This is a genomic window from Companilactobacillus metriopterae, from assembly GCF_002762335.1.
In the GTDB taxonomy this organism is placed as follows: Bacteria; Bacillota; Bacilli; order Lactobacillales; family Lactobacillaceae; genus Companilactobacillus; species Companilactobacillus metriopterae.
In genome coordinates this window covers 1,167,600-1,191,128 of the sequence record NZ_CP024610.1, presented here as the reverse complement: position 1 = coordinate 1,191,128, position 23,529 = coordinate 1,167,600, and the positions used below count along the sequence as shown (strand labels likewise).

At 30.8% G+C, this 23,529-nt stretch carries 37 protein-coding genes, 1 tRNA gene and 1 other annotated feature; of the genes, 28 read left to right on the top strand and 10 right to left on the bottom strand.

What is annotated here, in order from left to right; genetic code table 11:
• The first annotated feature begins 288 nt into the window (after positions 1-288).
• The 6 genes from CS873_RS05920 (at position 289) to CS873_RS05895 (ending at position 3,081) form a co-directional block, all read left to right on the top strand.
• Positions 289-534: a GlsB/YeaQ/YmgE family stress response membrane protein gene (locus CS873_RS05920; protein WP_099974951.1), complete on the top strand. Its 246-nt coding sequence runs from the start codon at positions 289-291 to the stop codon at positions 532-534.
• A gap of 12 nt (positions 535-546) precedes the next feature.
• Positions 547-684 (top strand): hypothetical protein, encoded by a 138-nt coding sequence (locus tag CS873_RS08135; protein ID WP_099974950.1) that lies wholly within the window; start codon positions 547-549, stop codon positions 682-684.
• 123 nt (positions 685-807) lie between these two features.
• Positions 808-987 (top strand): CsbD family protein, encoded by a 180-nt coding sequence (locus CS873_RS05910; RefSeq protein WP_099974949.1) that lies wholly within the window; start codon positions 808-810, stop codon positions 985-987.
• A 217-nt stretch (positions 988-1,204) separates the two neighbouring features.
• Positions 1,205-1,576, top strand: a complete 372-nt coding sequence (locus CS873_RS05905) for a hypothetical protein (protein ID WP_099974948.1) — start codon at positions 1,205-1,207, stop codon at positions 1,574-1,576.
• Between the two features lie 131 nt (positions 1,577-1,707).
• Positions 1,708-2,154, top strand: a complete 447-nt coding sequence (locus CS873_RS05900) for a polyketide cyclase (protein ID WP_099974947.1) — start codon at positions 1,708-1,710, stop codon at positions 2,152-2,154.
• Between the two features lie 9 nt (positions 2,155-2,163).
• Positions 2,164-3,081 (top strand): zinc-binding dehydrogenase, encoded by a 918-nt coding sequence (locus CS873_RS05895; protein ID WP_099974946.1) that lies wholly within the window; start codon positions 2,164-2,166, stop codon positions 3,079-3,081.
• Between the two features lie 28 nt (positions 3,082-3,109).
• Here the strand turns inward: CS873_RS05895 and CS873_RS05890 are convergent, their stop codons facing one another.
• The 4 genes from CS873_RS05890 to CS873_RS05875 all read right to left on the bottom strand — a co-directional run bounded on the left by CS873_RS05890 (position 3,110) and on the right by CS873_RS05875 (position 5,221).
• Positions 3,110-3,976, bottom strand: coding sequence for a helix-turn-helix domain-containing protein (locus CS873_RS05890; protein WP_099974945.1), 867 nt, complete (start codon positions 3,974-3,976; stop codon positions 3,110-3,112).
• Positions 3,977-4,109: 133 nt separating this feature from the next.
• Positions 4,110-4,301 (bottom strand): DUF378 domain-containing protein, encoded by a 192-nt coding sequence (locus tag CS873_RS05885; protein ID WP_099974944.1) that lies wholly within the window; start codon positions 4,299-4,301, stop codon positions 4,110-4,112.
• A 155-nt stretch (positions 4,302-4,456) separates the two neighbouring features.
• Positions 4,457-4,732, bottom strand: coding sequence for a SemiSWEET family transporter (locus CS873_RS05880; protein ID WP_099974943.1), 276 nt, complete (start codon positions 4,730-4,732; stop codon positions 4,457-4,459).
• Positions 4,733-4,822: 90 nt separating this feature from the next.
• Positions 4,823-5,221 carry a hypothetical protein gene (locus CS873_RS05875; protein WP_099974942.1) on the bottom strand — a complete coding sequence of 133 codons (399 nt, stop codon included), beginning with the start codon at positions 5,219-5,221 and terminating at the stop codon, positions 4,823-4,825.
• Positions 5,222-5,383: 162 nt separating this feature from the next.
• Between CS873_RS05875 and CS873_RS05870 the strand changes: the two genes are divergently transcribed.
• Positions 5,384-6,301 (top strand): ABC transporter ATP-binding protein, encoded by a 918-nt coding sequence (locus CS873_RS05870; RefSeq protein ID WP_099974941.1) that lies wholly within the window; start codon positions 5,384-5,386, stop codon positions 6,299-6,301.
• A complete protein-coding gene (locus CS873_RS05865) occupies positions 6,294-7,904 on the top strand; it encodes an ABC transporter permease (RefSeq protein ID WP_099974940.1) in 1,611 nt (536 codons plus the stop codon). Before CS873_RS05870 ends, CS873_RS05865 begins: the two co-directional genes overlap by 8 nt.
• Before the next feature lie 52 nt (positions 7,905-7,956).
• Here the strand turns inward: CS873_RS05865 and CS873_RS05860 are convergent, their stop codons facing one another.
• Positions 7,957-8,292 carry a hypothetical protein gene (locus CS873_RS05860; protein ID WP_099974939.1) on the bottom strand — a complete coding sequence of 112 codons (336 nt, stop codon included), beginning with the start codon at positions 8,290-8,292 and terminating at the stop codon, positions 7,957-7,959.
• Between the two features lie 101 nt (positions 8,293-8,393).
• On the opposite strand from CS873_RS05860, the gene CS873_RS05855 reads away from it, so the two are divergent.
• The 3 genes from CS873_RS05855 to CS873_RS05845 all read left to right on the top strand — a co-directional run bounded on the left by CS873_RS05855 (position 8,394) and on the right by CS873_RS05845 (position 9,817).
• Positions 8,394-8,663 (top strand): thioredoxin domain-containing protein, encoded by a 270-nt coding sequence (locus tag CS873_RS05855; RefSeq protein WP_099974938.1) that lies wholly within the window; start codon positions 8,394-8,396, stop codon positions 8,661-8,663.
• A gap of 47 nt (positions 8,664-8,710) precedes the next feature.
• Positions 8,711-9,010, top strand: a complete 300-nt coding sequence (locus tag CS873_RS05850) for a hypothetical protein (protein ID WP_099974937.1) — start codon at positions 8,711-8,713, stop codon at positions 9,008-9,010.
• Positions 9,011-9,301: 291 nt separating this feature from the next.
• Entirely contained in the window at positions 9,302-9,817 is a 516-nt protein-coding gene (locus tag CS873_RS05845; RefSeq protein ID WP_099974936.1) for a GNAT family N-acetyltransferase, read from the top strand.
• Here the strand turns inward: CS873_RS05845 and CS873_RS05840 are convergent.
• Entirely contained in the window at positions 9,804-10,082 is a 279-nt protein-coding gene (locus tag CS873_RS05840; protein ID WP_099974935.1) for a hypothetical protein, read from the bottom strand. The two genes, CS873_RS05845 and CS873_RS05840, sit on opposite strands and share 14 nt — an antisense overlap.
• 391 nt (positions 10,083-10,473) lie before the next feature.
• Between CS873_RS05840 and CS873_RS05835 the strand changes: the two genes are divergently transcribed.
• The 7 genes from CS873_RS05835 (at position 10,474) to CS873_RS08250 (ending at position 15,092) form a co-directional block, all read left to right on the top strand.
• On the top strand, positions 10,474-11,922 hold the full coding sequence (locus CS873_RS05835; RefSeq protein WP_099974934.1) for a catalase: 1,449 nt from the start codon (positions 10,474-10,476) through the stop codon (positions 11,920-11,922).
• 113 nt (positions 11,923-12,035) lie between these two features.
• Positions 12,036-12,419: a nuclear transport factor 2 family protein gene (locus CS873_RS05830; protein ID WP_099974933.1), complete on the top strand. Its 384-nt coding sequence runs from the start codon at positions 12,036-12,038 to the stop codon at positions 12,417-12,419.
• 118 nt (positions 12,420-12,537) lie between these two features.
• Complete coding sequence (locus CS873_RS05825; protein ID WP_099974932.1) at positions 12,538-13,047, top strand: YagU family protein; 510 nt, start codon at positions 12,538-12,540, stop codon at positions 13,045-13,047.
• Positions 13,048-13,128: 81 nt separating this feature from the next.
• Positions 13,129-13,218 (top strand) — tRNA-Ser (locus tag CS873_RS05820).
• 186 nt (positions 13,219-13,404) lie between these two features.
• Positions 13,405-13,977: a hypothetical protein gene (locus CS873_RS05815; RefSeq protein WP_099974931.1), complete on the top strand. Its 573-nt coding sequence runs from the start codon at positions 13,405-13,407 to the stop codon at positions 13,975-13,977.
• Positions 13,978-14,104: 127 nt separating this feature from the next.
• Complete coding sequence (locus CS873_RS05810; RefSeq protein ID WP_245823049.1) at positions 14,105-14,755, top strand: C39 family peptidase; 651 nt, start codon at positions 14,105-14,107, stop codon at positions 14,753-14,755.
• Positions 14,742-15,092 (top strand): C39 family peptidase, encoded by a 351-nt coding sequence (locus CS873_RS08250; RefSeq protein ID WP_245823048.1) that lies wholly within the window; start codon positions 14,742-14,744, stop codon positions 15,090-15,092. The genes CS873_RS05810 and CS873_RS08250 overlap by 14 nt, the downstream gene beginning before the upstream one ends.
• 40 nt (positions 15,093-15,132) lie before the next feature.
• Here CS873_RS08250 and CS873_RS05805 read toward each other — a convergent pair whose 3' ends face one another.
• The 3 genes from CS873_RS05805 to CS873_RS08045 all read right to left on the bottom strand — a co-directional run bounded on the left by CS873_RS05805 (position 15,133) and on the right by CS873_RS08045 (position 17,758).
• Positions 15,133-16,821, bottom strand: a complete 1,689-nt coding sequence (locus tag CS873_RS05805) for a hypothetical protein (protein ID WP_099974930.1) — start codon at positions 16,819-16,821, stop codon at positions 15,133-15,135.
• A 126-nt stretch (positions 16,822-16,947) separates the two neighbouring features.
• Positions 16,948-17,568, bottom strand: a complete 621-nt coding sequence (locus CS873_RS05800; RefSeq protein ID WP_099974929.1) for a DUF3862 domain-containing protein — start codon at positions 17,566-17,568, stop codon at positions 16,948-16,950.
• A 13-nt stretch (positions 17,569-17,581) separates the two neighbouring features.
• A complete protein-coding gene (locus tag CS873_RS08045) occupies positions 17,582-17,758 on the bottom strand; it encodes a prepilin peptidase (RefSeq protein WP_138108140.1) in 177 nt (58 codons plus the stop codon).
• Positions 17,759-17,864: 106 nt separating this feature from the next.
• Between CS873_RS08045 and CS873_RS05795 the strand changes: the two genes are divergently transcribed.
• From CS873_RS05795 to CS873_RS05785, 3 genes are read left to right on the top strand one after another with little or no spacing between them, the layout of a single operon-like run.
• Positions 17,865-18,191 carry a heavy metal-binding domain-containing protein gene (locus tag CS873_RS05795; RefSeq protein WP_099974928.1) on the top strand — a complete coding sequence of 109 codons (327 nt, stop codon included), beginning with the start codon at positions 17,865-17,867 and terminating at the stop codon, positions 18,189-18,191.
• An 8-nt stretch (positions 18,192-18,199) separates the two neighbouring features.
• Positions 18,200-18,664 (top strand): YagU family protein, encoded by a 465-nt coding sequence (locus tag CS873_RS05790; RefSeq protein ID WP_099975348.1) that lies wholly within the window; start codon positions 18,200-18,202, stop codon positions 18,662-18,664.
• Between the two features lie 19 nt (positions 18,665-18,683).
• A complete protein-coding gene (locus tag CS873_RS05785) occupies positions 18,684-19,136 on the top strand; it encodes a VOC family protein (RefSeq protein WP_099974927.1) in 453 nt (150 codons plus the stop codon).
• Between the two features lie 27 nt (positions 19,137-19,163).
• On the opposite strand, the gene CS873_RS05780 is transcribed toward CS873_RS05785, so the two are convergent.
• Complete coding sequence (locus CS873_RS05780) at positions 19,164-19,943, bottom strand: ion transporter (RefSeq protein ID WP_099974926.1); 780 nt, start codon at positions 19,941-19,943, stop codon at positions 19,164-19,166.
• 148 nt (positions 19,944-20,091) lie between these two features.
• Positions 20,092-20,158 (top strand) — a sequence feature (ribosomal protein L21 leader region).
• A 10-nt stretch (positions 20,159-20,168) separates the two neighbouring features.
• On the opposite strand from CS873_RS05780, the gene rplU reads away from it, so the two are divergent.
• The 7 genes from rplU to CS873_RS05745 all read left to right on the top strand — a co-directional run bounded on the left by rplU (position 20,169) and on the right by CS873_RS05745 (position 23,529).
• Positions 20,169-20,480 (top strand): 50S ribosomal protein L21, encoded by a 312-nt coding sequence (rplU, locus tag CS873_RS05775; RefSeq protein WP_099974925.1) that lies wholly within the window; start codon positions 20,169-20,171, stop codon positions 20,478-20,480.
• Positions 20,480-20,824 carry a ribosomal-processing cysteine protease Prp gene (locus CS873_RS05770; protein WP_099974924.1) on the top strand — a complete coding sequence of 115 codons (345 nt, stop codon included), beginning with the start codon at positions 20,480-20,482 and terminating at the stop codon, positions 20,822-20,824. Before rplU ends, CS873_RS05770 begins: the two co-directional genes overlap by 1 nt.
• A 12-nt stretch (positions 20,825-20,836) precedes the next feature.
• A complete protein-coding gene (gene rpmA / locus CS873_RS05765) occupies positions 20,837-21,109 on the top strand; it encodes a 50S ribosomal protein L27 (protein WP_099974923.1) in 273 nt (90 codons plus the stop codon).
• Between the two features lie 126 nt (positions 21,110-21,235).
• Positions 21,236-21,796 (top strand): elongation factor P, encoded by a 561-nt coding sequence (gene efp, locus CS873_RS05760; RefSeq protein ID WP_099974922.1) that lies wholly within the window; start codon positions 21,236-21,238, stop codon positions 21,794-21,796.
• Positions 21,797-21,823: 27 nt separating this feature from the next.
• Positions 21,824-22,240 carry an Asp23/Gls24 family envelope stress response protein gene (locus CS873_RS05755; protein WP_099974921.1) on the top strand — a complete coding sequence of 139 codons (417 nt, stop codon included), beginning with the start codon at positions 21,824-21,826 and terminating at the stop codon, positions 22,238-22,240.
• 7 nt (positions 22,241-22,247) lie between these two features.
• Positions 22,248-22,649, top strand: coding sequence for a transcription antitermination factor NusB (nusB, locus tag CS873_RS05750; protein WP_099974920.1), 402 nt, complete (start codon positions 22,248-22,250; stop codon positions 22,647-22,649).
• A 37-nt stretch (positions 22,650-22,686) separates the two neighbouring features.
• Positions 22,687-23,529, top strand: coding sequence for a bifunctional 5,10-methylenetetrahydrofolate dehydrogenase/5,10-methenyltetrahydrofolate cyclohydrolase (locus CS873_RS05745; protein WP_099974919.1), 843 nt, complete (start codon positions 22,687-22,689; stop codon positions 23,527-23,529).

Sequence of the window (23,529 nt, the reverse complement as noted above, 5' to 3'; positions counted from 1 at the left end):
CATAAAATTTAAAAAATATAGTATATAAAAAGAACTTTAATATAACTGTAATTTAATAGAAATATTATTTATCGGTTTAATATGTAACTTATTTTTGAAAATGTCGAGGAGTGCTTTGATTATCAGATAAACAATGCAAATGTCTGACTATAATAATTGAATTATTCATTAGTTATGAATTTTGTACGTTGTTATCATAATATAGGCTTGACATGTAGGTTAAAATTTTAAAATTATTCTGAGTATTATATAATATAATTATTCTAATTACATAAGGAGGAATCAATTATGCATTGGTTATGGGTTTTAATTATTGGAGCGATTATAGGTGCTCTTGCAGGAGCAATTACAAATAATGGCAAATCTATGGGATGGATTAGTAATATTCTAGCTGGTATTATTGGTTCTTCAATTGGTGAAGGTCTATTAGGATCATGGGGTCCTCAATTAGCCGGAATGGCAATTATACCATCATTAATTGGTGCTATAATCCTAGTATTGATTGTTTCGTTTGTTGTAAGAAAAATGTCATAGGAGGAAACAAATATGGATATATTAAAAACAACATTTAAGGTTTTGGCAGTTAGTACTTTGGTAGTGGGTGGCGTTCTTATTGGTGGAACAATATTGGCTGCAAAAGGTATTGATGAGGCTGGCGATAAATTACAAGAAAAATTACATTAACGTATAAAGACTACCTAAACTTTAGGTAGTCTTATTTTTTAGATAAAAATAAATAAGCTAATAAATTGATATTACTTTCTGCTGATGCTAGCCTTTAGTTATTAACATGAGAGGAGTTTTATTATGAGTTTAGAAAGTAAAAAAGATATTATTAAAGGTAAAACAAATCAAGCTGTAGGAAAAGTAACTAGTGACGATAAAAGAGAATTGAAAGGTAAAGTTCAAGATAAAGTTGGTAAAGCAAAAGAAAAAGCCGAAGATATTGTTGATAAGGTTGCAGAAAAAATTAATAAAAAAGATTAGTGATAACAATTTTTAAAAACTTTATATAGTTTTGTATTTAGCTGTAAAAAGTTTCTTGTTTATTATGGTTAATATAATGATATTATCAATAAATTTGAAAATGACCTCTACCATGTTTGGTGGAGGTCATCTTGCGTTTATTATTTAATTTTATAGTACGGGTTAGTGCGTATGAATATATTGATAAATTTAGTTTTTATTGTTGAAGGAGCAAATTGTGCATTTATTAGACGTAAATGTAGAAAATATCATCCTTGAAGATGTAGTAAAAAATTACAAGGGTGTTAACAGTATTACTTTTACTTACATCACATCGAACAATGTTCTTTCGGGTTATTTTTATTCATTCTACGTTAATGATGAAAATCATAAAAATAGTGATGATTATTTATGGGAGTACTCTATTTCAGATGATAAAGAAATAGAAGGTATGGCATATCCAAGATCTGGAAATTTTGCTTTTCATGACTCTAAAGATGAATCAAAAAATATAATTAAAGAAGAAAATCCCAAATCAATGCGTTCAATTCCTTTAAAAAAGGTGGATATTAAAAAAGTAAAAATAAACTATAAATTGAGTGAAGATTAAAGGTAAATTCTGATTACTGAAGTTATAGATTTACTTAAACTAATTCCAAAAATATCAGAACTCTTATTTTATTTCTACACAAATAGCCTCTATATTTAAGCTGTAAAATAAATATAAACGAGGTAAGAGTCATGGAAAATGTTAAAGATGAAAGTGTATTTTTTGAAAACGAAATTGATATTAATTCTAGTGTAGAGAGATTATCAGGAATTCTGTTGAGTTTAGAAAATATAACGAAATGGGATCATGATATAGATACTGTTAAAAAAGATAGTGATGGTTTTGTGATTATTCGAAAAACAGCAGCTGTCAATTCGGTTGAACACATACAAGTAAAAAAAGAAAATAACAGAATAATATATATTTCAACTATGGGAAAACTCGAGTATAAGGTTATTTTTTCTTTGACTGATAATGAGGGTAAGGTAAATCTCAGAGAGGATTTGATCTTAACTAATATTTCGTCTATTAAGTTGCCATTATCTATTTTGAAGCCAATAACAAAATCTGCTTTTAAACAAGTATTAGAGGTTTTAAAAGCAGTTTCTGAATCTGAAAATGTCGAAAGCCAATTATAGGCAAATATAATGAAAGCTGTCATTCAAAAGAATTATAGTGGTATTTCCAGTTTAGATATTGTTGATTTAGAAGAAAATAAGATCAAACCCTATTCAGTAATAGTAGAAAATAAATTTGTACCAGTTTTGCCATATGATTTAATGACCGAATATGGTCAGTTGAAGGGAATTAGAAATGTACAATTACCCATTGTGGTAGGTTATGGATTTGGCGGAATAGTTAGTAAAGTGGGTAAATTGAGAGATAAGAAATTAGTTGGTAAAAAAGTTATTGGAATGAGTATGAATGGCTCTACTAAAGAGTTGATAAATTCAGAATTTCCACCACTGTTATTTACTGTACCTGATCAAGTGAGCCTTAATGATGCAACAACTATAATTGGTGGAGGGGACGCTGCACTAAAAGCTGTTGACTCAATTAATGCGAGTGAAAAAGATAATGTACTAGTTACTGGTGCTTCTGGAGGAGTAGGAACGTATGTTGTTCGATTATTAAAACTAAGAGGTTCAAATGTCATAGCGATGTCTTCCTCAGAAAATATGGAATTTGTAAAAAGCGTAGGTGCAGACCGTATAATAAATTATGAGTCTAATATTGTTACCCAGCTTAAGAAACAAATAAAACCCAATAAAGTGATTGATACAGTTGGCAACATTGAACTTCTTAATGAAATAACTAACTACTATGAAGAATTAGAAATTGTTTCGTTATCTTTAATGAAATATTCAGGAATTACAGAAAAACAATCATTTAGATTTATTAATGGGCCCATTTCATTAAATGGATATAAAAAATTATTAAATTTATTGAATGTTGGGAAAATCAAAGCCTATATTCAAAATGAATATGATTTTAAAGATATAAAAAAAGCCCAAATAGAATCAAAAGAGAAACATTCAAAAGGTAGAATTCTATTGAAATTTTAAAAAGACTGACACTAATGAAATATTAATGTCAGTCTTTTTTGTATGCGTATTGTTTAAATACATCTTCAATTGTTTCACTTTTTGAGATAGCTTCTTGTGCTTCTGATTTGTTATCCAGACTATTATATGATTTTGATAGTGCTAAAAATAGATCTGAAAGCATGTAATATGATGAGTGAAGGGTTGTCCAATTAATTCCTTCGTTAAGAATTTTTATTGATTTTCTATATTGTTTTGTTTCATATAAACAAACGCCATATAGATAATAGAGAATATTGATATTTTCGTTGTAGCTGGAAAATCTATTATTCTCAACAATTTTAAGAACAGTTTCAAAATCCTTAAATCCACTTGTTACATCATTTGATTGGACTTTTATATATGCAATTACTGAAAGTATTAGTATTTCATTTGGAATAAAACTTTTCTGTCCTTTTGAATAGGTGTATTGATAGGCTAAATTTAGCAATCTAAGGCTTTCATGTTGGTCATTTAAATATTGATAAGTTGCCACTGCATAATAATAGTAATATGTTTGGAAATCTTGATTTTTATACAGTTGATCTATTATCTTGGAATCATCCAAGTATTTCAACATACCATAATAGTCGTGATTATTACAAAGAGATTTGATTTTTTCATTAAAGCCTTCCATGTCTCCAATTTCTAAATAGGAACTTAGGACAGCATTATCCATTGAGATATTCAATCTCATACAAAGACGAGATAATAGTATTGCATTTGGGACATAAATTCCTTTTTCAATACTACTAATCATAGATTGTGAGCATATATCTTCAGCCAACTGCTTTTGAGAAAGATTGTTTAATTTACGTTCAGATGCTATTCTTTGACCAGGTGAAACTGCAATTTTATCTTCAGGAATATAATTCATAATTATCACTCCTTTGTGGGTTAATCACAACTTGATTTTACCTTTTTGTTTATGATCTTTAAAGAAAAGCGGCTTTAGATAATTTGAATCAAATAAAAAAGACCTTACATTGTAAGGTCTTTTTTGGTTTATTTTAAAATAAACTAAAGAATGTAATCGAGTATAGAGCGGCAATACCTACGATAATATATACAGTTCTTGCTAGAACTGTTTCTCTACCACCGAAGATAGCAGCAACTAAATCCCATTTGAATGCACCTACAAGTAGCCAGTTAAGACCACCAATAATTACAAGTGCTAAAGCAATTATGTTTAATATTGTCATAATGTTGTCCTCCTATTAGTTAATAAATTAATTATACATATCATACGATATTAATTATGTTCATTATAATATAAATTATTATATGTAAAATGAATAAAACTTTTTCGGATATTGTGATAAATATATCAATCTAAATTCAGAGGACGTCAATAAAATTAAAAATTAAATATAGCAGTTAAAAATGTAGCTAAACCTAAGAAGATACCTGGTATATTTGCCCAAACAATAGGCCAGTCTTTTTCTTCCTTTAGTAGACCATATGCTGTCCAAATAGAACAGTTAATAAAAGCGACTAACGGTTGTATAGGATTTCCCTTTGTTCCAGATAAGTTAGACATAATTTGAGGAATATAGGAAACGTACATAAGTACAGACATTATACTTGCTACTGTACCTATTTTATCCACTGATGATGTTGATATTTTTTTCATTTTTTTTGGTTCCTTTCTATTGTTACTAACTATAAGTATATATTTTAAATAAAAAAGCTTCTACATAATTGTAGAAGCTTTTTTATTTGATTAATCTTTTGTTCCAATTTTTTGAGAAAGATTGATAAATGGTAGGACAATTATAGCAATTGAAGCTATAACATAAATAATTAATCCAATACCAGGAGATACAATATGTTGTCCCATATAGGTTGTTTGAGAAGCATTAATTATTTCAAAAAGACCTAATAGTAAATTTAATACTCCTAATACAACTGTTGCTATTTTGATTTTACCAGTTAGTATAGAAACTCTGTCTTTAATAGCTACAAGAACTATTATTACGATTAAAAGAATAATAGCTACGTAGCTATCTTCACTAGAAATTCCAGAAATATTTATACCGAATGGACCTTTAAACCAATTTAAAAATGTTGATAATATACCAACGATTGAAGCAATTAATATTAATAATTTTTGTAAACTCATGATTTCCCCTAAAAATATGTTTCAGCTTTTTAAGTCTTCAGATTTGGACAACTGTTTGATTATAACAGACAATAAATGGAAATTATAATTTACTTTTTTATATAAATTGATTTAAAAAACTCTAGATTTTATACTGAAATTAAAATATAGGGGGAACCTATTATGACAGAAGATAAAACAATATTAGAAATAAAAAACTTAAAGAAAAATTTTGGTAAATTTTCTGCTTTGAAGGATATTACATTTAATGTTCATCGTGGTGAAATATTCGGATTTATTGGACCCAACGGAGCTGGAAAGTCGACCACTATAAGGGTATTGCTAGGAATTTTAAAAAAGAGTTCTGGTGACGTTACTATTTTTGGTAATGATGTTTGGAAGGATACTGTTGAAATACATAAACGTTTATCATATGTACCTGGAGATGTTTTCTTGTGGCCTAATTTGACAGGTGGAGAAATTATAGATTTGTTTTTAAAGATGAATAATAATAAACACTCAAGTCGTACGGATGAACTGATCAAAAAATTTGATTTAGATGTTACCAAAAAAGCACGAACTTATTCAAAAGGTAATAGACAAAAAGTTGCTTTGATCGCTGCTCTTTCTACAGACGCAGAACTATATATATTTGATGAACCAACTTCAGGACTAGATCCAATTATGGAAGAGGTATTTCAACAAGAAGTAATAGATCTCAAAAATTCAGGGAAAAGTATTTTGTTATCTAGTCATATTTTATCTGAAGTAGAGCGAATGTGTGATCGAATAGGAATTATCCGTGAAGGCAAAATTATCGAAACCGGTACTCTGGATGAAATGCGTCACTTAACTAGATCGCAGATTATAGTAAGCACAAAAAAAGACTTATCTGAAATTAGCAGTAACTCATATGTGCATGATCTAAGTAAATTAGATGAAAAATTGAGATTCACTGTAGATTCTGATCATTTGGATGAAGCTATGAACTATTTAGCATCTAAAGATATTTTAACGTTGCAATGTACACCACCTACATTAGAAGACCTATTCTTACGTTATTACAAAGATAATGCAAAAGAGGTGGTCAAACATGAATAATAAATTTGATAAAACCTTATTTTTAACAAAGTTTTCCATTCGTCGGGACGTTTGGAAATTACTGGCATGGATAATTGCACTTAGTGGAATTATGACTGTAATTGCAATTAAATTCAGTGATATTTATGGTTCAAAGTCTTCTATTTTGGCAATAGAGAGCACTTTGAAGTCTACATCGATGGTATCAATGTTTGGAAGTTTTGATATTCCCTTTAAGACTAGCGCTGATGTTTTTGGCGCAGAAATGCTAATTTTCATGGCAATTATGATGATAGTGATGAATATTTATTTTTCAGTGCAAGGCTCAATTGGTGAAGAGAGCAAAGGATTAACTGAATTAATCTCATCAAAATCAGTCGGTAAATTTGCAATTATATTGTCTTTGACATTAGAGATACTAATATTAAACTTATTGGTGGGAATATTATTTGGTCTGGGTATCCAATTTAGTGGAATGTCTGGTGTAACTACAGAGGGTGCCTGGTTAATAGCTATGTCGTTAGCAATGGAGGGACTATTCTTTGGAATGGTAGGATTGTTAATGGCTCAGCTAGCTGATAGCACTCGTACCGCAAACATCCTAAGTTACTTAGTATTTGGAATTATATATATTGCCAGAATAATTACAGATTTAAAGAATCCCAAGTTAACATGGTTTAATCCACTAGGAATAATAGAAAAAATATCTGCATTTCATGCTAATAATTGGACACCTGTATTTACTTTATTAGTACTTTGCGTAGTAATCTGGGCTTTAGCAGTTTTTTTCAATCAGTATCGAGATATAGGATCTGGAATTTTTGCAGCTAGAAATGGTCGTTCTAAAGCATCAATGGTTTTAACTGGACCTATGTCACTTGTTTGGAGATTGCATCGGGGAAACATAGTTGTTTGGTCCATTGGTTTATTAATTTTAGGTGTAACGTACGGATCAATTTTTAATACTATTGGTGATATTTTGAAGACTAATCCTACTATGCAAACTGTTTTTGGAAAAGGAGCTGTAGACGCTGCTAATCATCAAATACTCTTAAATTTTCTAAGTATAATAGTTATTGTTTGCATAGGGTTAGCTGTGATTCCGGCTGTACAAATTATGAATAGTCTGAAATCTGATCAAGAAAAAGGATATTTAGAAAATATTTATGCAAAAAAAGTAACACGATTTAGAATGTTCATAAGTTATTTATTTTGGTCAATTTTCACAGGAATACTAAGCTTCTTTATATCATTATTAGGAGTATATTTTTCAGGAAATTCCGTGTTAAAACATGGTAAATTAGATTTTGAAATATATTGGCACATCTTTATCGCATATTTACCAGTGATTTTCACTGTAGTAGCAATATCTGCGATTATAGTAGGTTTGATTCCAAAATATAGTTTTATTTCATGGGTATATGTATTTTATGGAATATTTTCAATGTATCTAGGTAGTTTATTAAAATTACCTGATTGGGCTAAAAAAATCACATCATTTGGTTGGGGGAATAGAGTTCCGGTTGAATCTATAAACTATAATTATGTTTGGTCGATGTTATTAATATCTATGATTCTGATAATCATTGGATACATAGGATATAGAAATAGAGATTTAGTATAAAAAAGCCATCTCATATGAGAGGGCTTTTTTATTATGCGGTAAAATTCAATAACTAGATACTCTTATCTAGTTGTAATTCGAAGGTACTATATTCGTAAGAAAAGAAACTAAGATCTTGAGTATATGCGTCTTCTAGATCCATGGTAGTTGTTACTGTACCATCGTCGTTTAAATTCACTATTCCAAAGCTAATTTTTTCAGTTGAAGTGTCTTCATTCCAGACAATAACCGAACTGTCTGGGAAATCTGAAAGTTTTTTTCCAGTTGCTTCCTCAAATTGTGACATTGCCGTTGAACTATTTTTCAGTCTCTCAATAGTTGCAATAACAGGTTTTTGATATTTTCTAGGTGTAGCAGATTGTTCTAAGTATTCAGCAAATGATCTCATGTGTGACTTCCTATCTGTTTTGTTCTATATTTAGTATACTTATCTTCCATACTATAAGTCATTATTATTTTAAAAACAATAAAAAGCAGGGGGATGTTCAGATGATTCATGTTGTTATATATCATACAAAAAATTGTATGAAGTGTATGCTTACCGCTAAAGAATTTGAAAGAAATTCTATTCCAGTGAAAAAAATTTTAGTAGATCCAGAAAGTGACTGGGGCACACAAAAACTTGAAAAATTCAAATTAGAAGGAGCCAGAAGTTTTCCAGTAGTTCGTGTATATGAAGGAGAAAATGATGACGGAAGTAATCCATTAGATATATGGAGTGATTATCAGTTAGATAAAATTAGAGAATGGGTAAAATAAAGAGTTACTTTTGATATAATTTATATACTAAAATATTGGAGAAAATTATGATTAGAGCAGATTTTGTATACGAAGTAGAGACAAAGAATTTAGATAAATTAATGGCAAAATTTCAACAATCAGGAGCTGAAAAATTTAATTCAGAACCTACTCATGTAAAAATGGAAATGGCCATGCGTGAGGAATATGATAAAATTTATGTAAGTTTGAATTTTTACTATAACTCCTTAGATGATTACATGACCAGATCTAAGTTTGAACAAAGTCAGTCAGAGTGGATGGACATCTGGTTTACACCCAATGACTTCTTCAAACAGGTATCATTGAATGTGTATGAAATTAACTAATAAATAATGAATATTGTGTTTTATAAATAAATAATTTTATGTCATAATGTAACTATGAAAAGAGGACAGATATATGCTATTTGATATTATATCCACTTTAGTAGTTATCTTATTTTCACTTGTTATGTTTGGAATTCCAGTGTACTTGATGATATTAAACTTAACAGGTAAGATCAAAAATATGTTTAGAAAAAGGAGCTAATATCGATAGATATTAACTCCTTTTTGTTTACTTTAAGGAATTTATATAAAATTAGTGATAACATATATATAGTTGAAAGAGAGGTATTTATGGAAATTCGACCGTTGGAAGAACGAGATTTACCGTTCTTAAATATGTTGTTTAATGATAAAGATATTATGGGTTACTGGTATGAAGAGCCCTTTGAATCGATTGAGGAAACAGAGAACAAATTCCAGAAATATTTATCAGATGAATCAAAAAGACGCTTTGTTGTTGAAGCTGATGACAAGCAGGTTGGTATTGTTGAGCTAGTGGAAATAGATAATATAGCCAACAACTGTGAGATTCAAGTAATTATTTATAAAACTTATTCTGGTCACGGATATGCTCAATTAGCTATGAAATTGGCTACAGAATATGCATTTAATTCTCTAAACTTGAATAAAGTTTACCTGTACGTTGATGTTTCAAATGAAAAAGCAATTCATATATATAAAAAAATTGGATACCAAGTAGAAGGTCAGATGAGAGAGCAATTTTTCAGTAATGGTTCTTATCATGACAGTTACTTCATGGGTATTTTGAAGAGTGAATTCAATAAAAAAGACACTAATCCAGATTAGTGTCTTTTTTTGTTGATTTGAATTTTCTAAAGAAATTTAGAAAAGCAATTTTCATATTTTCATGCATTATTTTAAATGAATTTATAATTTTATTGTACATAGGTCGATTGAATACAAATATTAGTAAACCAACTAGCAAAATTAAAAATACAATTGGAAGTACGAATACTAAAATTATCGGATTAATCCAAAAAAGTATTGCAACGTAGAAACTAATTTTTAAAAGAAAACCTAAAATCAAAAATTTCGATGCTAATTTTAACATTGAAATTCTCCTGTTCAAATTCAGCTTTTTGAGTCGTCAGTATTTGGACGGCGTTACTTTAGTTTAATCGGTTGAATTTGTAAAACTTGTACTTCCCATTTGTATAAAAAGTATATAGAAAGAACGGTAAAGATAATCATTAAAGTTCCCCATATCAAGGTATTTCGCATGTCTTTTGCACCTAAAGTTCCGTTTGTATGAAGAAAAGAAAAGGTTGTTAGACAAACAGAAATAAAAAATAGAAAGAGAAACCACATAGCATTAATCCTTATTTTTATATTTCTTTAAGTATATCAGATAATTACTAACTAATCATGAGCTTATTAATTGCAGATAGCAGTGAGAGTACTATATTGGAATAGTACTTAATTTGATATTGGAGGAAAATAGAATGGCAGAAAAATTAACCACAGAAACAGGACAACCTTGGGCGGATAATCAACATTCACAAACTGCAGGAGCTAGAGGACCAGTTTTAATTCAAGATTATAATCTACTAGAAAAACTTGCTCATTTTGATCGAGAGAGAATTCCAGAAAGAGTTGTGCATGCTAAGGGTGCAGGTGCCAAAGGATATTTCTTATTGGAAAATGATATGAGCAAATATACTAAAGCAGATGTTTTCAATGGCAATGATAAAAAAACACCAGTTTTGGTTAGATTTTCTCAAGTAGCTGGTGAAAAAGGTTATCCTGATACACCAAGAGATGTTCGTGGTTTTTCAATTAAATTTTATACTCAAGAAGGTAATTACGATATTGTGGGTAATAATACTCCAATATTCTTTGTAAATGATCCTTTAAAATTTCCAGACTTTATTCATTCACAAAAGCGTGATCCTAAATCAAATAAAAGAACACAAGAGAGACAATGGGACTTCTGGTCACATTCTCCAGAATCAGTACATCAAGTAACATATCTAATGGGTGACAGAGGTCTACCGGCATCATATAGAACAATGAATGGTTACGGATCTCATACATTCAAATGGGTTAATAAAGAAGGGGAACAATTCTGGGTTAAGTACCACTTTATCTCAGATCAAGGTGTTCACAACATTTCAAATAAACTTGCTGGTGAGTTAGCTGGTAGAGATTCAGATTATCTTCAAAACGAATTATACGATTCAATTGAAAATGGTGATTTCCCTTCATGGAGCGTCTATGTTCAAGTCATCCCTTATGAAGAAGGATTAAAATATAAATGGGATATTTTTGATATAACAAAGGTAGTTTCACACAAAGACTATCCTCTTCAAAAAGTAGGTAAGTTTGTTTTGGATGAAAATCCTACTAACAACTTTGTAGATATCGAAGAAGCTGCCTTTTCTCCAGCAAATATGGTTCCTGGAATTGAACCATCACCAGATAAATTACTTCAAGGTAGATTGTTCTCATATAAAGATACTCAAAGATACCGTTTGGGTGTTAATTTTGAAGATTTACCATCAAATAAACCTGTTGTTTCGGTTCATAACTATGAACGAGATGGTTATATGAAATCTGATAATCAAGGTTCTGAGGATAACTATGAACCAAATGGTTTTGATGGTCCAAAAGAAGTTCCAGAAGCAAATATACATTCATTTGAAGTTTCAGGTGAAGCTGGAAGTCAAGACTATAGCCATAATGTTGATTACCATACGCAAGCTGGAGATTTATACAGATTGTTCAGTGATGAAGAAAAAGATCGTTTGATTGAAACAATTCAAATGAATCTAGGACAAGTAGAATCAGATGAAATTAAAAAATTAGAAATCAAACAATTCTATGACGCTGATCCTGACTATGGAACAAGAGTTGCTAAAGCGTTAGATATGAATATAGATGATATTAAATAGTAAAAAGCTTCCTTAATGGAAGCTTTTTTATTTGTTATAAACTTATTGATAGTTTTTTAAAAAGCACTAATGTATGATTCTTACTGTTATTACTAAATATTGGATGGTAGATTATGTCAAATCTAGAGAAGAATAAAGAAAATGTTCAAAATTTTTATAAAATGATGTTCAATGATTCTAAACCTCGTGAAGCTGTGGAGTTATATGTTGGAGATACTTATATACAACATAATCCAGAAGTGGGAGATGGCAAGGAAGAATTCATTAAATACTTTGAAAGAATGGCAAAAGAGTATCCTGGCAAAAAAGTTATAATTCATAAAGTTATTGCTGAAGATAACTATGTAGTTCTTCATTGTGAACAAATTTGGCCAGGAGATGCCAATTGGGCAGGAATGGATATTTTTAGATTGGATGAAGATGGTAAAATTGTCGAACATTTCGACGTACTTCAAACGATTCCAGAAAGCTCAAAGAATGGTAATTCAATGTTTTAATCGTAGTAAAAGTAATAAAAAACATCCCATGTAAGGGATGTCTTTTTATTTTCTATTGATAATTATTTCACTATTATAGTAAAATAATCTTTGTATTTATTAACATAGGAAGTTTATTATGAACAGAAAATGGTACGCTGTTTTTACAGCAGGTATTCTAGGTGGTATCATTTCAGGAATTGTAAAACTTGGTTGGGAAGTATTATTGACACCACGTACAATTGCTAGAAATTTAACAAACACACCACAAGAATTACCACAACAAATTGGATTTCCATCACACTTTACGCATCTAACGTATACTTATTCAGGACAACAAATGCCATGGGTAAGTTTTATAATGCATTTTGGATTTTCAATAACTTTTGCATTACTATATTGTATTCTTGCCGAGAAATTTCCGAAAATTACTTGGGGACAAGGTACTGTCTATGGATTAGTTATTTGGATCGCATTCCACTTAATCCTAATGCCATTATTTGGGACAGTTCCAGCTATCTGGGATCAACCATTCCAAGAACATTTCTCAGAAGCACTAGGTCACATCGTGTGGGCATGGGTAATTGAAATATTCAGACGAGATATTCGAAGTAGAATAACACATGAACCAGATCCAATTTACAAATAGAAAAATACCTGTCTAATGGCAGGTATTTTTTTATTTTAATTGTAAAATTTAAAACTAATTGTGTATAATAAATTTTGCAATGGAGAATTACCCAAGTCCGGCTGAAGGGGACGGTCTAGAAAACCGTTAGGCGAGTCAAATCGCGCGTGGGTTCGAATCCCACATTCTCCTTAATAAGAAATAAGTTCTAATAAAAAGTCTAACCTTTATAGGTTGGATTTTTTAGTTTCTATAATCTTTTAAAGTAAATTTTAATCGATGTCTGCAGTATTCAGGAGCTTGTAAAATTAGTTAATAACTATGTTGTTATCAATAAATAATTTATGTAATATATAAATTATTTAGGGGAGTATATACATGAAAAAATATTTATTAATAGGATTATCATTATCTATGTTCTTCATATTGTTTTTAAGTAATGGTGTGTCCGCAGCAACTATTAACCCCAGTGTGACAGAAGATATGAATTTTCCTTCTGATGTTAATATTGTGTATACAAGAGATAAAATAGTTCCTGTATATGATCACAACGGAAATTTAATTAAAAATTTTGCAGTTTCAGCAAATTCAGCATGGTATACAGATAAAATAATTACCTTTCTAGATTCAAACAATAATCTTTCTGAATACTATCGAGTATGTACAGATGGATATGTAAACATTGATGATATAGATCTTACTAGCCCCAATGGTGCATTAGTATCTGTTGTGGATTCATATCGTGTATTTGATAGTGAGAATAAGATAATTCTGGGTGGAGTTAGTTCTGTAGTAGCTGGTACCGTTTGGAAAGCAGGAGATGTAATTAGATTTATTGATCAATATGGCCAACCAGATAGAACAGTATATAGAAATTTAGTTCAGATAACTAATGGTGTGTATGTTCCAGTAGGAGAACATCTATATGGCAATACTATTATAAATAAATAAATTTTAAGAGTTGACGGATGTCAGCTCTTTTTTATTGATAAAATATTTTGTTATCGTCTATTGATTAAACAAATTTAATGTTTAAAATTATAATTGTCGAATTTTATAAATATATGGAGATAAATTAATGAAAATAAATAGAATTTTATCATATTCATTTGTTGCACTTACTGCTATCTTACTAGCAACATCTGTAAAGCAGGTTAATGCTAGCACAACAGATACAGACGTTTCTGTCAGTCAACAAACTGAAACAGATGATATTCAAAATTCAGTAAGTAACAATACTGAATCAGTAAATGTAAATTCAAATAATGATTTGTCAAATACTAATTCAGTTTACACACAATCTAATAATACACAAGCGATACAAGAATCCGCTGAAACACAATCCGATAGTACAATAAGTTCAGAAATTGTCACTGTTGTTTATAAACACGGAGCAGAGGTTCATTCATATAATGGATATGGAGAAAATGCTATATACAACGGTACTAATCTTGCAACTGGAACAAGTTGGATTGTTAATGAGAAGCAGAAGGCAAACGACGGTTGGTGGTACGAGGTTGGAAACGATGTCTGGTTGCCCGAAAAATTTGTTGTATCAACTAACTCTACTGATGTTCCTGCCTATAATTGGCTAACAGGAGTTCCCCTGATTAATCAAAATCCTGAGCTGCCAAACGGCTGTGAAATTACTGCTATAACAATGATGCTTAATTACGCAGGCGTTAATGTTGATAAAAATGCAGTTGGCTCGAGAAATGCCACGAAGTAGTGATCCTAATTATGGGTATATTGGTCAACCTTGGGATAGTACTGGTATTACAATCTTTCCAAATGCTTTAATGAATTTAGTTGAACACTACACTGGATCTGCTAAAGATTTAACAGGCTACGATATAAATGCTATTAAATACCAAATTAGTATAGGTAAACCTGTTGTTACATGGAATACCTTGCACGGATTGCCATATCATGCGCTAGTTATTACAGGTTATGACACTCAGTATATTTACTATAATGATTGTTGGACTAATCAAACAACACAAATGGATATAAATGAATTCATAAAAAATTGGGCAACTCAAAGTAATCGTGCGATTAGTTATTAATAAAAAATCCTAACTGAATATAGATTCAGTTAGGATTTTTTTAATTATTATAAAGTTCATTCAATAATTCTTTTGCGGATTCATTTAGACTATCTTTGGATTTGTCATTACCAAGGTGAGTGTAAATTTCTCCTACATATATATTGTCTTCAAATAATTTGTCGAAGACTTTATCGATAATAGGTTGTGTTTTTTCTGGTTCTTGTACAGGACCAAATGGATTTGAGAAGAAGGTAGTAGTCATACCAACTTCATCAGTTGTTCCAAGTGCTTTGCGTTTGCCTGAAACAAAAGTATTCTTTGCTTGATTAATATCATCGAATCTATGTAATCCAATTTCATTATCGTAATTGTTTGCATAGACCCACATGTCGATGTTGTGATGTTCAATAACACGTTTATGAATATTTGCAGGTATTATGACACGTGCATTTTGTAGCTCTGGATTTAGGTAAACACCTCGATCCATATTATTAAAAGCTACTGAATTGCTTAAGTCATCTAGTCTCACAAAGGCACCAGTTTCGGTACCTTGTGCATAGATATTTCCATTTTCATCAAATGAAAAACTACCCATATCATCAAAAATTGTTTCTATATTGTTAATCTTATCGTCAGCGACTTCTTGAAGTGCTTCGATGGATTCTGATTTACCAGCACCGGAATCACCAAAGAAGACGACTGTTTTGTGTTTACCGTTTGAAAAACTAATGCGAACCATTGATCCGTGTATTGGTAAATTGCCAGTATAAATCATATGTAGGTTGTGCAAAGTCAGACACATTTTTTTCATATAACCAAAATAAGTAGTTTTGTCGTTATATGGAACTTCACCAACCCAGATGTCGTTTTCAGTATCATGGTGGAAGTGACTAACTTGACCTTCAGTTTCTTTCATACCAAACAATAGAATTAAATCAGGCTTTTGTCCTGCTATTTTTGAAGTATCAGCAAGTTTAAATAGGTTAGCTAGAGCAAGCCCACTCACAAAATAATCACGATGGAAGTATATAAATGCTAAACTTTCGCCAATTAGGGCAGGGTAGCAGAACCATTCATCACGTTCACCATTGAAATGATCAATAGGATTGTAATCCACTGCTGTAAAAGTTCCTTCACGTTTGTTACTTTTTGTATGCATCATTAGGGGTGGTTTTAGCATCATTGTGTTCAGAAACTGTATAGATTTTAATGAATTATATTTTGCAGGAGTATCCCATTCTATGGATTGAGTTAGGATACTAGCGTTTGTACCAGCATTAACTTGTCGGAAAGTATTAGTTTTAAATCCTTGGACTTTCTCTTCAATTGTTCTATAAAGTTGAATAACAATTTCATTGAATTTTTCGTCAATATCAATGAATTCTTTTGAAACAATGCTACTGTTATGCAAGTTTACTACAGAAATTCTTAGATATGCTCTATAGAATGAATAAAAATCTTCAATACTTTGCAAGATTTCATCATCATCAAACTGAGAATAATTCGGTTTATCATCTACTAATATTGCTTTAAGTGTAGATATGTATATATCAGCCCCTTGATTCTCTAAATGTTTAGGACTAGAGTGCTTTTGATTTTCAAGGTACAAGCGTACTAATCTTTTTAAAGCCTTACTGTTAACTAGTTGAAAAATATTATTTACATAGTTTTTATTAAAATCAATTATAGATATTTGTCGATCAGGGTTTAAATAAAAATCTTCAGATTTTAAAATACTTTTGTCCATATGTGTAATTACCTTTCTCGTTTAATATTTTAATTGTAAAACAGAAGATTAGAAAATACTAATCTTTTTCTAATCAAAAATAAATTTTGTCAAAATAAAAAAGCACATCTTAGGATGTGCTTTTGATTATTTAAGTGAAAGTTGTGATTTATCACTAAGACGATTGTCATTAAATGTAAGAAGAATCATTGCAGAATCTCCACCATTAAGTCCAGATGTGTAGCCAATTGTCTTTGTTGTTGTGCCATCTTTATTGATGGTAACTAAATAAGAGTTTGGTTTGCCTAGTTTATCTAAAGTATCATTATAACCAGCACCTACTTTAACGCTGTTGTATTGTTTTAGATTTATTTTCTTATCACGTTTAACCTTTAAACCACTGATTGTTTTATTTGTTGCATGACCATCAGTAATTGTAACCGCAATATTTGAACCAACATCACCGTTTTTTACTTTGTTCCAAGAATATGTAGCAATCTCAGTGCCTGTGGCTTTTGAAACATTACTTGTAGATGTTTTACCTAAATCTTTTTTGACTTTATCTGCGCTATCTCCATCAGTAAGACCTACTTTGATTTTACTGTAATCTGAATATGTTACTTTATATGCATTTGCTGCAGCTTCGCGTTTGTCAGCTTCTTTTTGGTTATGAATTTTTACACCAGTAAAGAAACCAATAATAACTAAAATAGCAACTATTAAAGTCCAAAACCATGCAGTTTTATAGAAAGGTTTTTCTTGAGGCATTTGTATACTCCTATTATCTTTTTTCTATTTCAATATCAGTACCACAATTAGGGCACTTGTCTTTTAAGTCCTTTGCAGCAATTTTTGCTTGGCAATTGGGACATATGTAGTCCATAGATGCCTCTTCAAAAATATCTCCAAATATATCTAAAGGATTAATATTGTTCAAATCAAATTCTTTGTCTGCCATAAATTTCAGCTCCATTTCTAAGACTTAGTATATATAATAACAATACTTTGTTCAAAATAAATTATTAATATATAATTTAGATATTATAATTTTAGGAGGTATTAATATGCAAAATGAAATACTAGTAACAACCACTGAAAAAGTTCCTGGTAAGGAATATGAAGTTATTGGTGAAGTTTTCGGTCTAACAACACAATCAAAAAATGTTTTTAGTAACATTGGTGCATCTTTGAAAAATGTTGTTGGGGGAGAGATAAAAGCATATTCAAAAATGCTAGAAGAATCTCGTGATACTGCTGTAGAAAGATTACGCAATAATGCAAAAGAAATGGGAGCAGATGCCATCGTGATGATGAGATTTGACTCTGGTTCAATCGGAACAGATATGCAGTCAGTAGTTGCATATGGTACTGCTGTTAAGTTTAAGGATTAGTATAAATGATGAGTATATCTATTCTAATTATCGGAATAACAGCAGGTATCATTTCAGGAATTGTTAAATTAGGCTGGGAGGTCATTCTTCCACCTAGAACTGACGAAAGAAATGAAACAAATCCGCCACAAAAGATGTTGCAGCAGATGGGTGTTCCTTATCGAATTACTCATTTGACATACAGTTATTCAGGACTACAAATTCCTTGGGTTAGCTTAATTATGCATTTTGCATTTTCAATATTTTTTTCTGTGCTTTATTGTTGGATTTTTATATACTTTCCAATTATAAGTATAGGAATGGGAACAATTTTCGGATTAATAATCTGGATTGTGTATCATATTATTTTAATGCCAATGTTGAAAACTGTACCGCCATTTTGGAAACAACCGTGGGAAGAACATTTTTCTGAAGCATTAGGCCATATGGTTTGGGGCTTTACAATACATTTGGTATTACTAGCATTTATTTAAAACTTAGGAGAAACCAATTATGGAATCAAGATTAGTACCTTATATCGCCTTTGATAGTGCAAAAGAAGCACTGGAATATTATGAAGAAGTATTTGGAGCAAAGATTATTACTAGATTAAGTCCTAGTGAAGAACAAGCTGGTCAATTTGGTTTTGATCCATCTAAAGTGGATTTGAATAGTCTAACAATGCATTCTGAACTTGAAATATTAGGATCTAGACTTTACGCAGCAGATAAATTTACAACAGGTGAAAAAATTACTAATGGAATTACTTTGAACCTAGAAGTAAATAGCGACGATGCTGAAAGTTTAGAAGAATCAAATCAATTCTTTGCTAAGTTAGAAAAATCTAACGAAGTAAAAATTACTATGCCTTATAAGGAACAATTCTGGGGTGGAAAAATGGGAGCATTCGAAGATAAATATGGTGTTTCTTGGATGCTTCATGCACAATCTTTTAATAATAAATAAAAACTCGTACATAATGTACGAGTTTTTTTATTTATCTATTTTTGATTTAATATCTGATAATTCTTTTTCTAGCTTTGCGTTTTGATTCTCCAATGATTCAAGTTTTTCAATTACTTTATCAATTTTTTCGTCGGATTTTTCAGTTTCATTATTGGTAACAAAGTTAGTTATTGCACTGGTAATAATTCCAAGGAAACTGATACCAATAATCATAAGAATTGCTGAAACAAATCTACCTATTCCGGTATGCGGAACCACATCTCCATAACCAACGGTTGTAGTGGTAACAATAGCCCACCAAAATGCAGTTGAAAGTTTAATATTTTCAACATAAGAGTATACGATGGCTGAAAAACACATTAAGATTATCCCGGCAATCATAATGTATATGAATCCATTAGTATTAAGGAAACGTTTGACACTTTTTTGAAATTTACCCAAGAAACCAAAAATTCTAAGAATTTGAAATGCCTGATTTAGTTGCAAAAATTTTGCAAATCTAAATATCTTTACAAGTCTAAAAGAGTAGAAGATTGTGCTGAATGGCAGGATAGCAAGTAACTCAAAAATATTTTTTCTGAAGAATTGTTTTTTGTTTTTTGAAATAATGAATCTTACAATATAATCTACAGTAAAGATGACAAGTATTAATTGATCAACAAAAAAATACGGTTGTTTGTTTAAATCTATTTTTCCAGAGTAATCTAAGATAAGTAGTATAATAGACACTAATGCAAGTAGTATTGTAGTAATAAAGTATATATACTTAAAAACAATATTTTCACGGATTGACTTTTTTTTATTCATGGGTATTTTTCCTTTAACATAGTCAATGGTTAATTATGAATATTTATTTTTATTATAAGTTAATTATACAATTATAAAAACCAGAAATACTCAATCAACTGTTGATTATTACGTGGAATTTTGCTATATTTTACTAGTTGCAATCACATTGCATCTACAACCGCTCAAATCAGGTATCCAAGCATAGCACCTGATTGGCGAGTCTGAGTAAGGGAGTGTACACATATGTACGCAATTATTAAAACTGGTGGTAAACAATATAAAGTTGCTGAAAATGACGCAATTTATATTGAAAAACTTGACGTTGAAGAAGGCAAGGCAGTTACTTTTGATGAAGTAATCCTTGTTTCTGACGGCAATAGTGTGAAAGTAGGAGATCCTTTTGTTAAGGGAGCTTCAGTTTCAGGTAAAGTTGAAAAACAAGGTAAGAACAAGAAAATTGTTACTTACAAATACAAACCTAAGAAGCATTCACATACAAAGACAGGTCATCGTCAACCTTTTACTAAAGTAGTTATTGATAGTATCAAAGGCTAATGATAATCGCTAAATTTCACCAGAATAACTTAGATCAGTATGATTCGTTCATTATTACTGGTCATGCCGAGTCAGGTCCCTATGGGCAAGATTTGGTGTGTGCAGCAGTATCCGCGATATCTATTGGTACTATGAATAATCTGGAGAAACTTACTAAATCTCAGTTTCAAGTTGTTCTTGACGAGGTTAATGGTGGCCATCTAGGTTGCCAGATTACTAGTGAAGTATCACATGATACCTCATTACTATTGGAAAACTTGTATTATATTTTGGTTGATATCCAAGATAGCTATCAAGATAATATAAAAGTTTCCGTAACAGACGACACAATCAAATTCGATTAGGAGAATATACTTATGCTAAAAATGAATTTACAATTCTTCTCTCACCACAAAGGTGGAGGTTCAACATCAAATGGTCGTGACTCAGCTGGTCGTAGACTAGGTGCTAAGCGTGCTGATGGACAAGCTATCAAAGCTGGTTCAATTATCTATAGACAACGTGGAACAAAGATTCACCCAGGTGAAAACGTTGGTCGCGGTGGAGATGATACTCTATTTGCACTTACAGATGGCGTTGTTAAATTCGAAAGAATGGGACGCGACAAAAAGAAAGTTTCAGTATATTAATCTTTTGGAGAGGACAATGTCCTCTTTTTTTTATATAATTAACTATGTTTATTGCGATTGTTATGTAATTATTGGTAATATAATAGTATTAAATGTTTTTATATCAATTTGAGGAGAATTTATAGTATGTCTATTTCAGTTAATGAATTCAAAAACGGTCTTACCATTGAAGTTAAAGATGGTATTTGGAGAGTTATCGAATTTCAACATGTTAAACCTGGTAAAGGTGGAGCCTTTGTTCGTTCTAAATTAAAAAATCTTAGAACTGGTGCTGTTCAAGAAATGACATTTAGATCAACTGCTAAGGTTGAAAAGGCACAAATTGAAACTAAAAAAATGCAATATCTATATGCTGAAGGAACAAATCACGTGTTCATGGATATGAATACATATGAACAACTATCACTTCCTGCAGAAGTAATTACATCAGAGCTTAACTATCTTAAAGAAAATATGGAAGTTAGTATCATGATGTACAATGGTGAGACAATTGGTGTTGATTTACCAAACACTGTTGATCTTGAAGTTGCAGAAACTGAAGCATCAATTAAGGGTGATACACAATCTGGTGGTACAAAACCAGCTACAATGCAAACAGGTCTTGTAGTTAATGTTCCATTTTTCGTTAATGCAGGTGATGTACTAACTATTAATACACAAGATGGTTCATATATTTCACGTGCTTAGTAACTAAATGTCAGGAGGATTGAAACTATGGCAGATCAAAAATATGTAACACTAAAAGAAAATATCGGAAGCGTCGAAGGCAACGCAGAGATTTCATATCAAGTTCTTGAGATTATATTGGGAATTGCCACTAGTCAAGTTGAAGGTGTATATGAAATGCGTGGTACATTATCAAATCGTATTAATTCTTTATTTGGTATCATCAACCATGGTAAGGGTGTTGATGTCAAATTTAATGGTGATAATATTTCTGCTGACATATTTGTATATCTTGAATATGGAGTTTCAATCCCTAAAGTTTCAACAGAAATTCAGAAAATAGCTATTGAACAACTTTCATTCATGACTGATTTAGAATTAAATCAAGTCAATGTTCATGTTGTTGGATTAATTACTAAAAAAGACGAAACTATTGAGCGTGTAATCTCAGATAGTAAGGAATAGTGTTGTAATGAATAGACATAAAATAAGAGAATTAGCAGTACAAGCAGTTTTCTCTATGGAAACAACAGAAGAAGATTCTTCCGTTGCTATTGAGACTGTCATGGATATGTCAGATGAAGCTGACGAAAAGATACCAAGTTATTTAGATTTTCTTGTTAATGGAACTATTGAGAAGAAAGATGAACTAGATAGTGAGATATCTAAATATCTTAAGGATAAATGGACAGTTAAAAGACTTTCAAGAATTGATTTGGCAATTTTGAGAGTCGGTCTTTTTGAAATGGAAAATTCTTTAGAAGTTCCTAAAAAAGTTGCAATTAATGAAGCAATTGAAATTGCCGGTGAATATAGCGATAAAGATTCAAAATCTTTTGTTAATGGAATTTTATCAAATTTTGTTGAAGGATAGAGGCTGGTACAGTAGTACCGGCCTTTTTTAGGTGAAAATGATGAAACAGTTAAATGGTAAAGAAGTCGCAAATACACTTGATCAAGAGATGATGCAAAGAGTCTCTGAATTGAAAGCAAAAGGTATAATACCTGGACTTTCAGTTATTTTAGTTGGAGACAGTGGAGCTAGCTCTGTTTATGTTCGAAATAAACAAAAAAGAGCTGAAAAATTAGGAGTTAATTTTGATTTGATTCATTTTGAATCTGATGTTTCTCAATATACTCTTCTAAATAAAATTGAAGAATTGAATAATGATAATACGGTAGATGGTTTTATTGTACAGTTACCATTACCTGATCATATTAATGAAGATAAAGTAATAAAAGCAATTGATTCTAAAAAGGACGTTGATGGATTTTCACCAGAAAATGTTGGAAATTTATGGATAGGTCAACCCAATACATTACCTGCTACAGCAGCAGGTATTTTGATGATGCTTGATTTTTACAATATAGAAATTGAAGGAAAGAATGCTGTAGTTATTGGACGTAGTAACATAGTAGGAAAACCTGTTTCAGCTATGCTTTTAGAACGTAATGCTACAGTTACTATGACTCATTCTAGAACAAAAAACTTACCTGAAGTTACTAGTCAAGCGGATATTTTGATCGTAGCTATTGGTAAAGCTAAATTTGTTAAATCTAATTTTGTCAAAGAAGGAGCTGTTGTTGTAGATGTCGGCATGGACCGTGATGAAGACGGAAAACTATGCGGTGATGTTGATTATGACGATGTAAGTTCTAAAACTTCATATATTAGTTCTGTTCCCGGTGGAGTGGGACCAATGACTATCACAGCACTAATGGACCAAGTAATAACACTAGCAGAAAGAAGATAG